12 protein-coding genes are annotated in these 13434 nt (G+C 27.9%); all 12 read left to right on the top strand.

All coding sequences use genetic code 11. From position 1 onward, the window contains the following. The first annotated feature begins 4 nt into the window (after positions 1-4). Complete coding sequence (locus WAO74_RS12060) at positions 5-1105, top strand: DegT/DnrJ/EryC1/StrS family aminotransferase (RefSeq protein ID WP_422162457.1); 1101 nt, start codon at positions 5-7, stop codon at positions 1103-1105. Between the two features lie 2 nt (positions 1106-1107). Beyond that, on the top strand, positions 1108-2571 hold the full coding sequence (locus tag WAO74_RS12055; RefSeq protein ID WP_422162456.1) for a lipopolysaccharide biosynthesis protein: 1464 nt from the start codon (positions 1108-1110) through the stop codon (positions 2569-2571). A gap of 1 nt (position 2572) precedes the next feature. Next, the gene (locus WAO74_RS12050; protein ID WP_422162455.1) at positions 2573-3526 is read left to right on the top strand and encodes a glycosyltransferase family 2 protein; all 954 of its coding nucleotides are present in this window, start codon (positions 2573-2575) and stop codon (positions 3524-3526) included. Positions 3527-3545: 19 nt separating this feature from the next. Then, positions 3546-4757, top strand: a complete 1212-nt coding sequence (locus WAO74_RS12045) for an O-antigen polymerase (RefSeq protein ID WP_422162453.1) — start codon at positions 3546-3548, stop codon at positions 4755-4757. Positions 4758-4809: 52 nt separating this feature from the next. After that, the gene (locus WAO74_RS12040; RefSeq protein WP_422162452.1) at positions 4810-5709 is read left to right on the top strand and encodes a glycosyltransferase family 2 protein; all 900 of its coding nucleotides are present in this window, start codon (positions 4810-4812) and stop codon (positions 5707-5709) included. Between the two features lie 89 nt (positions 5710-5798). Beyond that, positions 5799-7091 (top strand): glycoside hydrolase family 88 protein, encoded by a 1293-nt coding sequence (locus WAO74_RS12035; protein WP_422162450.1) that lies wholly within the window; start codon positions 5799-5801, stop codon positions 7089-7091. Next, complete coding sequence (locus WAO74_RS12030) at positions 7088-8092, top strand: NAD(P)-dependent oxidoreductase (RefSeq protein WP_422162448.1); 1005 nt, start codon at positions 7088-7090, stop codon at positions 8090-8092. The genes WAO74_RS12035 and WAO74_RS12030 overlap by 4 nt, the downstream gene beginning before the upstream one ends. 4 nt (positions 8093-8096) lie before the next feature. Then, positions 8097-9134, top strand: coding sequence for a Gfo/Idh/MocA family protein (locus WAO74_RS12025; protein WP_422162446.1), 1038 nt, complete (start codon positions 8097-8099; stop codon positions 9132-9134). 21 nt (positions 9135-9155) lie between these two features. Continuing rightward, positions 9156-10685, top strand: coding sequence for a hypothetical protein (locus tag WAO74_RS12020; protein WP_422162444.1), 1530 nt, complete (start codon positions 9156-9158; stop codon positions 10683-10685). Positions 10686-11055: 370 nt separating this feature from the next. Beyond that, a complete protein-coding gene (locus WAO74_RS12015) occupies positions 11056-11793 on the top strand; it encodes a glycosyltransferase family 4 protein (protein ID WP_422162442.1) in 738 nt (245 codons plus the stop codon). A gap of 6 nt (positions 11794-11799) precedes the next feature. Continuing rightward, on the top strand, positions 11800-12546 hold the full coding sequence (locus WAO74_RS12010) for a glycosyltransferase family 2 protein (RefSeq protein ID WP_422162440.1): 747 nt from the start codon (positions 11800-11802) through the stop codon (positions 12544-12546). Continuing rightward, positions 12543-13427, top strand: a complete 885-nt coding sequence (locus WAO74_RS12005) for an NAD-dependent epimerase/dehydratase family protein (RefSeq protein WP_422162438.1) — start codon at positions 12543-12545, stop codon at positions 13425-13427. The genes WAO74_RS12010 and WAO74_RS12005 overlap by 4 nt, the downstream gene beginning before the upstream one ends. Positions 13428-13434 lie beyond the last annotated feature (7 nt).

Below are 13434 nucleotides of genomic sequence, written 5' to 3'. Positions count from 1 at the left end.
ATTTATGATAAAGTTTTTAGATTTACAAAAAACAAATGCTCAATATGAGCAAGAATTAAAAGAAGCTGCCAGCAGAGTTATCGATTCTGGGTGGTATTTATTAGGTGAAGAGTTAGAAAAATTTGAGGATAATTATGCTAAATTTTGTGGTGCTTCCTATGCTTTAGGGGTTGCAAATGGTTTAGATGCTTTGAGATTAATTTTTAAGGCATATCTAGAAATGGGAGTAATGCAGATTGGTGATGAAGTTATTGTACCTTCTAATACATACATAGCTTCCGTTTTGGCAATTTCAGACAATGGGTTAGTACCTGTTTTTGTAGAGCCAAATTTAGAAACTTATAACTTAGACAGTTCATTAATTGAAAAATCTATAACTCCTAAAACAAAAGCAGTTCTTACGGTTCATTTATATGGTCAAATCTCGATAGATCAAAAAATGATTGATATTTGTAAAGAACACAATCTAAAGTTAGTGGAAGATGGTGCACAATCTCATAACGCAATGTGGAACGGTAAAAGTTCTGGTAATATTGGTGATGCGACTGGTCATAGTTTTTATCCAGGTAAAAATTTAGGAGCATTGGGTGATGCAGGTGCAGTAACTTCTAACAATAAAGAATTAATAAAAGTAATTAAAGCTTTACGTAATTACGGGTCACACGTTAAATATGAGCACGAATATCAAGGATTAAATTCTAGATTAGATGAAATACAAGCGGCTTTTTTAAGTGTAAAATTAAAATATATTAAAAATGATATTAGTGGCAGAAGGTATGTTGCTAATTTCTATTTAAAAAATATTAAGAATCCAAATATTATTCTACCAAAAGTTTTAGATGAAGAACAACATGTTTGGCATTTATTTGTGATTAGAACACAACAAAGAGAAAGGTTACAAAAATATTTGTTAGAAAAAGGTATTCAAACCTTAGTTCATTATCCAGTTCCACCTTATAAACAAAATGCCTATAAAGCGTTTGCTAATTTAGATTTACCTATTGCATCGTTAATACATGATGAAGTTGTAAGCTTGCCAATAGGCCCTACAATTAATAATAATGAGTTAGATATAATTGTAGAAGCAGTTAACTCTTTCAAGTAATATTGAAATTAAAAAAAAATGGAGTAATGGCTTCTAAAACTATATCCTCTCCTATTGTTGCCGCTTTGTGGAGTTTTGTGCAAAGAATAGGAGGAATTGCAATAAGTTTTATCTCAAATATTATACTTGCCCGACTTTTGTTTCCAGAAGATTTTGGAATCATAGGTCTTATAGTTGTTTTTTCAAGTTTAGCAGACACTTTAGTAGACGCAGGTTTAGGTAGTGCATTAATTCAAAAAAAGAATATCTCAAAGCAAGATATTTCAACAGTTTTTACAACTAACGTCTTTTTTTCTTTACTCTTATTTACTATCATATTTATAACAGCACCTTTTATTGCCGATTTTGTTGGTGTAGAAGGTTTTGATCTTTATCTTAGGGTACAGGTTTTGACAATATTATTGAGAGCACTATATGTTGTTGAATTTTCTATTTTAAATAGAGATTTACGTTTTAAGGATTTAGCTACAATAAATATGGTTTCCTCATTTCTTAGTTTAGGTTTTGGTATTTCATTTGCTTATATGGGCTATGGTGTTTGGAGTCTTATTATAAAAAACATTGCCCTACAAATATTTTTAGTTATTTTATATAAGTATTTTATTAGAGTCTCTGTAAGTTTTAGTTTTAATAAAAAATCTTTTTGGCAACTATTTAATTTTGGAGGGTATGTGAGCCTAACCTATTTGTTAGATTTTGTGTATAGCAACATTGTTACTTTATTATTAGGTAAAAAATATTCAGTAAAAGACTTAGGCTATTATACCCAGGCTAATTCATTAAGACAAATACCAATTAATACACTTTCTTTAGTGGTAGGTCAAGTAATGTTTCCTTTCTTTTCTAAATTTCAAAATGATAACCAAAGAGTTATTGAAACTATGAGAAAAACAGTATTGCTAATTTCTTTTTTTATTTTTCCAATTTTATTTTTTCTTATTTTGTTTGCAGAACCAATTATTGTCTTATTATTTTCTGATAGGTGGTTGCCCTCGGTAAAAATATTTCAAATACTATGTGTAGGTGGTTTTGTGAATGCATTAATCCATGCCAATAGAAGCGTGTTAAAATCTTTGGGATATTCTAAGGTGCTTTTCTTAGCGCAAGTAATCTCAATTTTAATAGGATTTGTACTTTTAATAATTGGTTTAAATTATAGTTTATCAATTTTACTTACCTTAATTGTTTTAAATTCATTTTTAAATTTTTTAATTCTAGCCACATTCGTGCATGCTAAAATAGGATATAAGCTATGGCTTCAAATTAAAGATTTGTTGTTAAATTTTTTTTTAAGTGTTTTTGTTTTGATAGCTATTTTTATACTGTCTAAATATATAGTATTGAATACTTTTTTATATTTAACAATTAATTTATTTGTTTTTGCTTTTATATATTTACTGTTCCATTTTACACTTAATACTTCATCATTTATTCTAATTAAAGAAATTTTTATAAAGAAAAAGTAGTATGCTTAAAGATATCCCACGTATTTCGGTACGAATTATTACATATAATCAAGAGAAATTTATAGGTAGAGCTCTAGACTCTATTATTAGTCAAAAAGACTATGTGTTTGAGGTTATTATTTTAGATGATTGTTCTACAGATAATAATTGGAAGGTAATACAACAATATGCTCTTAAGTACCCAGATTTGATTAAACCTATTAGAAATGAAAAAAATATAGGTATCATGAAGAATGTTGAAAAACGTTTGAAGTTACCTTTAAAAGGTGATATATGCTATAACTTATCTGGAGATGATGAAGTGGGTCCAGGATGGTTTAAAAAGGTGGTGGAATTTATAAGCGAAAATAATATTGATTATAAAAATGAATTATTTTGTATTTATGGAGACTCTCGTTGTATCTATCCAAATAACGATTCTTATGTTTTTAAAAACAAAGCAATTCTTAGTAAATTAAATCCTTTAAAGCTCTATGAAAGAGGAATGATAAATAATAGAGCAACGTGTTACAATAAAAATATTTTAAAGAAATTTGTTAATGTAAGTCAAGGTAGGTCTTTGATAGCAGAGAATGCTCAGGATGCTCAATTACATATATTTAGTGAGAAAACGTACTATTTACCTTTTGTCGGGAATATTTATCATACAAATATTGGTGTTAGTTCTAACAGTAACGATAAAACTTTCGATGAATACAATAATACTATGAAATATGCTTTTAGTTTTTTTATGCAAATTGGCATAAAGATGGATAAATATGATAGGGAATTACCAAAGTTTAATGCAGCAACTAAAGTAATGATGAAACAAAAATCATTTAAATCTTTTTTAAATTTTTTAAAATTCTATATTAAAAGTTATGATCCTAAGATAGGTCTTAGAGATATTAAGTTTAGAAAATTTATTTTTTCACTTTTAAGAAGAATACCACATAAGAAACCTTTACAATGGTAATTAAAAAGAAATTATATTAATGGAAATTAAATCTTCAAAAGAAAGAAAAGTACTAGTTGCATTATTTGTATCTGTTACTATATCTATAGTATTTGAATCTATATTTATAGACAAGATTTCTATTTTTATAATTTTTTTATCTTTAATATTACTAGGGAAATCAGAAAAGAAATTTCTTAATCCATATTATTTATTTTCACCAACTCCGTTATCTTTATTAGTATATTTTAATGTTGCAGACTCTTATATGTTAGATTTAACACATGATACATATCTATTGGCTATTATAAATATGGTAGCTTTTATTGTAACATTTATGTTTACATCTAGCGTCAAAATAAATAAAAATATACTTAATGAAAAAAAAAATTCAAATTTGTTTTTGAAAATTAATGCATTGGTTTTATTTGTTTTGGCATTGATGGGGTCAGTAATTCCTGCTTTAAATTCAATTTTATGGCTTTTTGCTATTCCTGCAATTGTTTGCTCTATTAAAACAAAAGAGAAAAAAATGTTAATTTTAGTTGCGGCTTATATATTACTTGTTACTTCAATTAATTTATCTAAGATGCAAGTGCTACTTTATTTAATTACCTTCTTTATTTCGTTTGAGAAATTTCATATGCAATCAAAGAAACAAGGTGTTTGGATAAAAATATTTGCAATACTCGGGATTGTTTTTTTAGTGTTTTCTTTTTCCTTTGCAAACAAAGATCGAGGGAAATATGATGCTGAAGAAGGTCTTTCTTATTATTATAGTCAAGGTGTAGAGTGGAATTACGATTCTGCCCTTTTTCTTCCTTATATGTATATTACAACTGCTTGGGCAAATTTGCAATATGTTACGGAATCTCAGAACACTCGTACATATGGTTTGTGGGTGTTGAAACCTTTTTTAGGCTATCTTAACCTTGATAAAGAACTTAATCTGGAAAAATCTTATGAATTAGAACCTTATTCATCATTTAATACGTTTACTTTTGTCACAGTTGGCTATAAAGATTTTGGTTATTGGTTATCAGTATTATCTCCAATAATAATAGGTTTTTTTGTTAAAAAAGTGTATTCCAGATTTTTAATATCTGATTCGCCTTTTGATATTGCAACATATATAATTTTTGCCTTAGCTGTTGCAGAAATGTTTTTTAGTAATCATTTTTATATGCAATCTTATCCTTTTACGATGCTTATTTTAAGATTTGGTTATAAGTCAGTAGTAAAATCAATTTAAGATAAAAAATGAAAATTAATTGTTAAACTGAATATTAAAGAAATAGTAGTTTATGATAAAAGTATCGGTTATTATTCCCACATTTGGCAATCCAATATTTTTAAAAAAAGCCATATCAAGTGTGCTCAATCAAACTCTACAAGAAATAGAGTTGATTGTGGTAGATGATAATAATCCGAATACAGAAGCCAGAAGCTTAACAGAAAAAATTATAAGTAAATATAATAATCAAAACAAAAAAATAATATATATAAAACATTCTGAAAATAAAAATGGTGCAGCCGCTAGAAATACGGGAATTGCATTAGCAACAGGAAAGTATATTTCCTTTTTAGATAGTGATGATGAATATTTTAAACACAGAATAGAGAAGTGTTTTAAAAAAATGGAAAATTCTTCTAAAGAAATAGCAGGAGTTTATACAGGTTGTGAGTTTAGAAGAAATGAAAAAAAATATCATATTCATAAGAATGTTAAGCAAGGTAATTTTATAACTCAAACTTTGGCAGGTAAGTTTATGTTCTCAACAGGCTCTAATATTTTTGTAAGGAAAAGTGTTATTGAAGAACTTAAGGGCTTTGACGAAAAATTTTTGAGACATCAAGACTATGAATTTTTAGTAAGATTATTTGAAAGATATGATTTAAAAGCTATACCAGAAGTTCTTGTCATTAAGAATAATGAAAACCTTAATCTTCCAAACGTTTATAAAATGATTGATATTAAAGAACAGTTTTTACATAAATTTAATTCAATTATTAATGAACTAGATCATAGTAAGCAAAAATATATATATCATAGCCATTATATTTCTATTGCAGAACATGCTCTAAAAACAAAAGAATTTGTAATTTCAAGCAAGTATTACTCAAAAGCTAAAGAGTACGGTTCTATGTCTTTTAGAAATACTTACAGGAAAATTATATTTACAATACTTAATTTTATAAAATAATGAATGTAGAATATTTTTACAAAATTTACTGTAATATTCATAGGTTGGCGAAGATTTTGCTTCAAAAAAAATCGAAACCAAATTTTCGAATGGTGAATATAAATCTTGGTGATTTCTCAGCAAGCCAGGAAATTGAAATTAATGGTTCTTACATTAATGATATAATTATAGAAAAACCTACTAATATTGATAAAAAAAAACTTTTTCCTGTTGAAAATATAGTCGCAATCAATTCGAACTTACACCTAAAAGATTCATATACTAAAAAAAAAGAATCAAATTTAAAACTTGGTGTAGAAGTTACTGAAGCTATAAAAAAGTGGGAATCTTTTATAGATGCTTCTAAAATACCTGAAGGCTATAAAAATGAAGGCCTATTTTATACTGCCTATATTGCTGACAATATCCAAGAGTGGGCATTACCTAGTTGGATTTGGACAAATGCTGCTCTTGTTAGAATGTATTGTAAACAAGGAAATAAAGAAAAAGCATTGCAAATTTGTGATTTGCTTCTACATCAACAACTAGAATGTGGAGGGTGGATTGTTCGAAATGACTATAAACCAGAAGGAGCAATACCTACTTTAGCACCCAATGATTCTGCATATATTGCAAATAATGCATTAATTGAAGTCTATAAAGTTACCAATGAAAAAAAATATTTAGATGCAGCCAAAAGATGCGCAGATTGGATTATTGAAACGGCAAGACCAGATGGTTTGGTTTGGACTGGTTTTGATACGAAACATCAAATATGGGTAAAAGAGCATATTATTGTAGATACAGGTTTTACAGCAACCTTATTTGCTAATTTATATACCATTACCCATAAAATAAAATATAAGATATTTTTAGAAAAATTTGTAAATCAGTTTATTAAGTTATTCTTTGATGCAACTAAAAAAGGCTTTTCTACAAGTATAAATAAACAAAACCAACAGATTGGAGGTATGTTTGCGCGCGGACAAGCTTGGGCTTTAGAGGGTTTAATTCCTGCATATAAAGTATTAAAAAAAGACAAAATTAAACAAGTAATTGATGTAACTGTAAATAATATTATTAACAAACAGTTAAAAAATGGTGGGTGGTCTTATAATTTTCCAAAGCCTTTGTTGGGTGAAGATTGCAAAGGAATTGCAGTTATTGCCAAAAATATATTAGATTGGAATGGTGTTCAAAAAAATGATAAAGTTGTTTTGAGTGCCCAAAAAGCGTTAAATTGGTGTTTAAAACATACCGCAAATCAAGGAATTAGTAAAGGAGGCATTTTTTCATTTTGTATGGAAGGTGCAGTTGTACATAGCTTTTATACCAAAACAGCTTTTGTTTACAGTTCTGCGTATGCTATAGAATTGTATTACTTGCTTAAAGAAGAAGAATGAAAATAATTATTTTAACTACAATTGCAGAAGATGGTTCTAAATTAAAGAATTCATTACAATCTATGAATTTAGATTTTATATCTGTAAAAAATTTTATTAAAAAAGATATTGTTGCTACTCCTAGTCTTTTTAAAGATACCTCTTTTATTTTTTCTACTTGGTACATGCCAACTTTTACGGAAAACGAATTAAAGAAATACTTACCATCATTAAAAGCGGTTTTTTACGCAGCAGGAACCACAAAGTATTTTGCAGTTCCTTTTTTTAAACAAGGAGTCAAAATTTTTTCTGCAGCTTTGGCAAATGCCATTCCAGTTGCAGAATTTGTAACAGCTCAAATTTTATTGGCAAACAAAGGTTATTTTCAAGCACAGAAAACATATAAAAAGCCTTTCTGGAGGTATAGTTTTAAAAAAGCGCGTGGTTATTCTTATCAGAAAAAAGGAAATTATAATGCTAAAATAGGAATCATTGGTTGTGGAGCTATTGGTTCAAGAGTGGTTCGTCTTTTAAAACCTTATCACTTAGATGTTTTAGTTTATGATCCTTATCTTTCAGATGATCGAATTAAAGAATTAGGAGTAAAAAAAACATACTTAGCAGATCTTTTTGCAAAAAGTGATGTAATTACAAACCATCTGCCAAATATTAATGAAACAAAAGGAATTATTAATGCCAAACTTCTTTCTCTTATGAAAGAAAATGTTACATTTATAAATACAGGTAGAGGAGCACAAGTTGTGGAGAAAGATTTGGTGAAAATTATGCAAAAAAATCCATATGCATGCGCACTTTTAGATGTTACTCACAAAGAGCCTGTAAGACCTTGGTCTAAGCTTCTAAGAACAAAAAATATTTTTTTGACGCCGCATATTGCTGGCAGTTTATCTGATGAAAATAACAGAATGATAGCCTATATGTTGCATGCTTATACTAATACCATCGCAGGAAAAGTAGATCTTTGTGAGGTATCAATTAAAGAGATACAGAAACAAACATAAAAATATGTTAGAAAAAATTAAATTTAAAGCAAAAAAAATATTAATAGCTAAGGGTATTATAAAAATAAAGAAAAATTCATCTCCAATAAAATGGGGGATTATCGGATTAGGAAATATGGCAGAAGTATTAGCATCTACCATAGATGGTAATAAAAATGCTATTGTACATGCAGTAGCTTCTAGATCGTTGCTAAAAGCTACAGCTTTTGCAAACCGTCATGGAAAATGTAAGACGTATGGTAGTTATGAAGAAATGATTCATGATTCTGAGATTCACTTAGATATTATTTATATTGCAACACCTGTTATTTTACATTATGAGATTCTTAAAACATGTTTACTGGCTGGTAAAAATGTGATATGTGAAAAGCCAATTACCACCAACTCAAAACAATTTAATGACTTAATAGAAATAGCTAAACAAAATAATTGTTTTTTAATGGAAGCCATGTGGATGAAATGTTTGCCAACCTTTCAAAAAGCTTTTGAATGGATTAATGAAGAAAAAATTGGAAATTTAGAATTGATAAAAGCAGATTTCTATAAGAATGAGCATAAAAATCCAGAAAGTACTATCTATAATTCTAAAGAAGGAGGTGGTGTCTTATTAGATTACGGAATTTATGCCATCTCTTTTATGACTACTTTTTTAAAAGGTGTGCCAGAAACTCTTAACTTTTCTAAACGTATTTCTACTTTAGGTGTAGATTCAGATTGGCAAATCTCTACTAAAAATAAAAATGTAAATGCTTTTATAAATATTTCTTCTAATTTTTCATCTCAAAGTAAAGCAGCTCTTATTGGAGAAAAAGGTTCAATAGAATGGGATTCGCAATTCAATAGAACCCACAAAATTACCCTGTTTGATGCTTTTGGGAATAAAATTGAAGAGTATGCAAGTAGGTATGTGTACCAAGGTTTTGAATTTGAAGTAGATGAAGTAACCCGTTGTTTAAAAGATTTAAAAAAGGAAAGCCAGTTAGTACCTCTCAATGAAACGTTAGATACCTTAACTGTGATAGATCAATTAATATCTAAATAAAAAACCAGTAATAAATTGCAAATGGATAAAATTGAAGAATTAATAAATCTAACATTGAAAACTTGTGAAAGTTGGGTAAAGGTTGATGATGATGGAATGTTAAAGTTAAAAGATCCTATTGATAAACAAGAAATTTCTGCTCATTATGGTGCAACTCATGCAGCATGTTCATTTATAATATTAGGTGATTTAAGAAATGACGACGTTTTATTAGATAAAGGAAAAACATTACTTAGTAGCATTTTAAAAAGATGGAATATTAGTAAAACACTCTTTGGGTTTCATAACGATTTTAATAATTTTGCCCTATGTATAGCTTACGATTTCTTAAAAAATATCGATACTAAACTATGTGAAGAAATTAAAATAAAAATTTGCAATACAGTAGACAGCAACCATAATACTATCAATTGGTTACCAATGCGTTGGTTTGTAAATGTAAAAAGGTATGAATGGACCCAGAATGTAAAATATCTAAAAATAAGTGAAGAATGTAGGGTGAAAATTAAACAAGCTACCAATAAAGATGGTGGTATAGAAGATGTTTTACCAAAAGGAACAAGTTTTAACCTTCAGTACGATTTAGCTACAGTTGCAGTGCTTCAATTTTTAAATTGTAGAGGAGAAACTATCAACTTATCTAAAGAAGTAGGTTTTTTACTACAAAACGTAGCGCCAGATGGAGACATCAATTATCAAGGCAGAGGTACCAATCAAATTTTTGCTTGGGGTATGTGGTTATATCTATTATCTACTTCTAATAGTAAAAACGAATTAATCGAAGCTACTAATTTTCTTGCAGATAAAGTACCTATAATGTTAGAAAATAACAATATTATGTTAAACGATAGCAAAGGGGTAGAAAAACATCTTTGGTGGGATTATCATTATAGTTCTGTTTACATATCACATTTTTTATTCTGGTTAGTATTAGCAATAAAAGACAAAAATAAAAATCCAATACAGCCTAAAAAGAGTGCAGAAAGAGATACAGGTGTTACAATTTACCAAACGCCTAATTATTTTGTAGCTACTTTTAACGGACGGAAAAAATATATTGCAGAGACAGGGCCAATTATTTCTGCAATTTGGGTAAAAGATTATGGTACTATATTTAAAGGGACTATAGGGCCTTGGCAAGGTCTTTTTGGTAATAATTATACAGATGGTAATGTTGTTCTAAGAAACTATTTTGGCTTATTGCAAGTAGAAACTAATAAAAACTGGACAAAAAATAGAATTATACATAAGTTATTACCAAATATTAAATATAAAAATTACATTACTATAATACCAATAATGGTAGATTTTAAAGTTTCTACTCAAGAAGAAGGTTTGGTAATTAAATTTAACAATATTAAACAACAAAACGTTATGTTAAATTTACCAATTTTAGAAAATTCTTTAAAGAATCCTATAATTAATTTACAAGTTAATAATGAGCCAATGTTGTTACAAAATAATATTAAAATTAAAACCCAATATGGCTGGTGTAGTATTTACCAAAGTAAAAAGTCAACTGCTAAAGATTGGGTATTAACTATTAGCTAAAACCTCAGTAATTAAAATTTAAAGAATGAAGAAAAGCACAGTATTGTTTTTTGGTCCATATCCAACCCCATTTACTGGTCAATCTATATCTTTTAGACAGGTTTATAAGAATTTTAAAGGTAATAAAATTTTATTTGATACTACTATTTTTAAAAACAACAAGTTTTTAAACTCATTTTATTGTATTTTATTTTTACCCCTTGTTTTTATTTTTAAAAGATTTGATAAAGTATATTTTACTTGTTCTCGAAGTAAATTAGGCTTTTTAAAAGATTTTCAACTTATAATTTTATCAAAAATATTTAATAAAAAAATAGTAAATCATCTTCATGGTGCAGATTTTAAAGATTTTTATAAGAATTCTGGTTTTTTGAGAAAAATTATTTTGTGGTCTTATAATCAGATTAATATTAATATTGTTTTGTTACCTGCTATGAAAAGTCAATTTTCAGAGTTTAAAAGCACAAAAATTCAAGTGGTGGAAAATTGCTATACAAGCGATTTTGAAAATGTTAAAATTGATTATTCTAATAAGAAAAAACAAATATTATATCTATCTAACTTGATTTATTCTAAAGGTATTTTATTTTTTATGGATTTTGCTGAAGAGCTTTTAAAACTAAAGGAAGGTGTTATTGTTAAAGTTGCTGGTGCACCAATGGCTGATAGTCATATGACAACCGAAGAGGTATTTTTAGAATTTAAATTAAAATCTGATAATCTTAAAAAGCTTTATCCAAATCGTTTTTTTTATATGGGAGTTGTTAAAGGAAAACAAAAGGAAGAATTATTAAAAGAAAGTTCTATATTTATATTGCCAACATTTTATAAAACAGAAGCATTTCCTTTAACCATTGTTGAAGCTATGTATTTTGGAAATTTAATAATTACAACGAAACATAACTATTTAGGTGATGTTATTAATCAAACAAATGGGTCATTGGTTACAACCAAATCTGTGAATGAATTAATCGATGCAACCTTACTTTATCTAGATAACCATGAAGAGCTAAAAAAGATTATGATTTCTAACCATTTGGAAGCTAAGGAAAAATATAATCCCAAAAAGTTTAATGATAGTATCAATAAAATAATACAAGAAGCATAACATTTAATGAAAATCTCCATAATAACCGTTTCTTTTAATAGTGAAGCTACTATAGAAACCACCTTTAAGTCAGTAGCTAATCAAAAATATAAAGACATTGAATATATTTTAGTTGATGGTGGGTCAATAGATAATACATTGAATATAGCCAAAAAATATAGTGATGTTATTACTGAATTAATATCAGAACCAGACAAGGGTTTATATGATGCCATGAACAAAGGGATTGCCATGGCGTCAGGAGACGTTATTGGGTTGATAAATTCAGATGACCTATTTTGTGATAATAAAGCTATTGAAAAAGTAATGAATATATTTGAGGCAAATCCCACATTAGATTCTGTCTATGCTGATTTATATTATGTTTCTCAATCAGATACTGATAAAATTGTTAGAGGATGGGTTACAGGTAAGCAAAGGCCATTCAAATATGGTTGGCACCCTGCCCACCCTACTTTTTATATTAAGAAAAGTATTTATGATCAATATGGTTTATTCGATTTGAGTTTTAAATTGGCAGCAGATTTTGAAATTATGCTTCGCTTTTTGGACAAATATCAAATTAGTACACAATATTTAAAAGAGCCCTTAGTAAAAATGCGATTGGGTGGTGAAACGAATAAAAGTTTTAAAAATATTTACAAGCAGAATTTGGAGTGTATCCGAGCTTTTAAAAAAAACGAAGTAAAAGTCATTCCATTCTTATATCCTTTATTTCGCATCATTCCTAAATTATTTCAATTTAAAAAATGATAAAAAAAATATTAGTAACAGGTCATTCAGGTTTTTTAGGTGCTTATATTAAAGATTATTTAGAGTCGGTTGGCTATGAAATCATAAAATTAGGCAGGTCTAAAGACTCAGACATTGTTTGCGACATTTCAAAAGATATTTTTTCTGCTGCAAATATTGAAGCGGTAATTCATGTTGCAGGGAAAGCGCATAGCATCCCCAAAACTGAAAAGGAAAAAGAAGAGTTTTTTAAAGTAAATACCCAGGGCAGTAAAAATGTTTTGCAATCAATTGCTACTACCAATATAAAATCATTTATTTTTATAAGTACGGTGGCTGTTTATGGAAAGGAAACAGGGCAGTTGATTGATGAAAATGAAGGGTTGTTAGGAAATACTCCTTATGCGTTGAGTAAAATACAAGCTGAAAAATTGGTTGTAGAGTTTGGGAAAACTAATAATTGTAAAGTGGTTATTTTAAGATTGCCTTTGATAACAGGACAAAATCCTGTTGGTAATTTACAAAGTATGATTAATGCAATTCAAAAAGGGTATTATTTTAGAATTGGAGTAGGAGAGGCGAAAAGATCTATTATTTCTGCTGTGGATGTAGCTAAAGTAATTCCAGAATTATTAAACATACATGGTATTTATAATTATACAGACTGCACACATCCTACGATTGCTCAAATAGATACTGTGATAGCTAAGAAATACAACAAAAAAATAAAAAAATTACCTAAATCATTACTCAAATGGATTGCAAAAGTTGGTGATAGTATTCCTTTTTTTCCTTTTAATTCGAGTAAATTTGAAAAATTAACCAATACACTAACATTTTCAAATAAGAAAATATTACAACAAATTAAGTTTAAACCTATAAATGGTTTAACCGATATTTAATTTATTT

It is taken from the genome of Polaribacter sp., from assembly GCF_049276715.1.
Lineage (GTDB): Bacteria > Bacteroidota > Bacteroidia > Flavobacteriales > Flavobacteriaceae > Polaribacter.
Note: the sequence above shows the minus strand (reverse complement) of the source record. Positions and strands in the feature narration are given on the sequence as shown.

Bases quoted from the DNA above. Each gene is read 5' to 3' on its own strand.
- WAO74_RS12060 (WP_422162457.1), top strand. From the start codon at position 5: ATGATAAAGTTTTTAGATTTACAAAAAACAAATGCTCAATATGAGCAA.
- WAO74_RS12050 (WP_422162455.1), top strand. From the start codon at position 2,573: ATGCTTAAAGATATCCCACGTATTTCGGTACGAATTATTACATATAAT.
- WAO74_RS12045 (WP_422162453.1), top strand. From the start codon at position 3,546: ATGGAAATTAAATCTTCAAAAGAAAGAAAAGTACTAGTTGCATTATTT.
- WAO74_RS12040 (WP_422162452.1), top strand. From the start codon at position 4,810: ATGATAAAAGTATCGGTTATTATTCCCACATTTGGCAATCCAATATTT.
- WAO74_RS12035 (WP_422162450.1), top strand. From the start codon at position 5,799: ATGGTGAATATAAATCTTGGTGATTTCTCAGCAAGCCAGGAAATTGAA.
- WAO74_RS12030 (WP_422162448.1), top strand. From the start codon at position 7,088: ATGAAAATAATTATTTTAACTACAATTGCAGAAGATGGTTCTAAATTA.
- WAO74_RS12025 (WP_422162446.1), top strand. From the start codon at position 8,097: ATGTTAGAAAAAATTAAATTTAAAGCAAAAAAAATATTAATAGCTAAG.
- WAO74_RS12020 (WP_422162444.1), top strand. From the start codon at position 9,156: ATGGATAAAATTGAAGAATTAATAAATCTAACATTGAAAACTTGTGAA.
- WAO74_RS12010 (WP_422162440.1), top strand. From the start codon at position 11,800: ATGAAAATCTCCATAATAACCGTTTCTTTTAATAGTGAAGCTACTATA.
- WAO74_RS12005 (WP_422162438.1), top strand. From the start codon at position 12,543: ATGATAAAAAAAATATTAGTAACAGGTCATTCAGGTTTTTTAGGTGCT.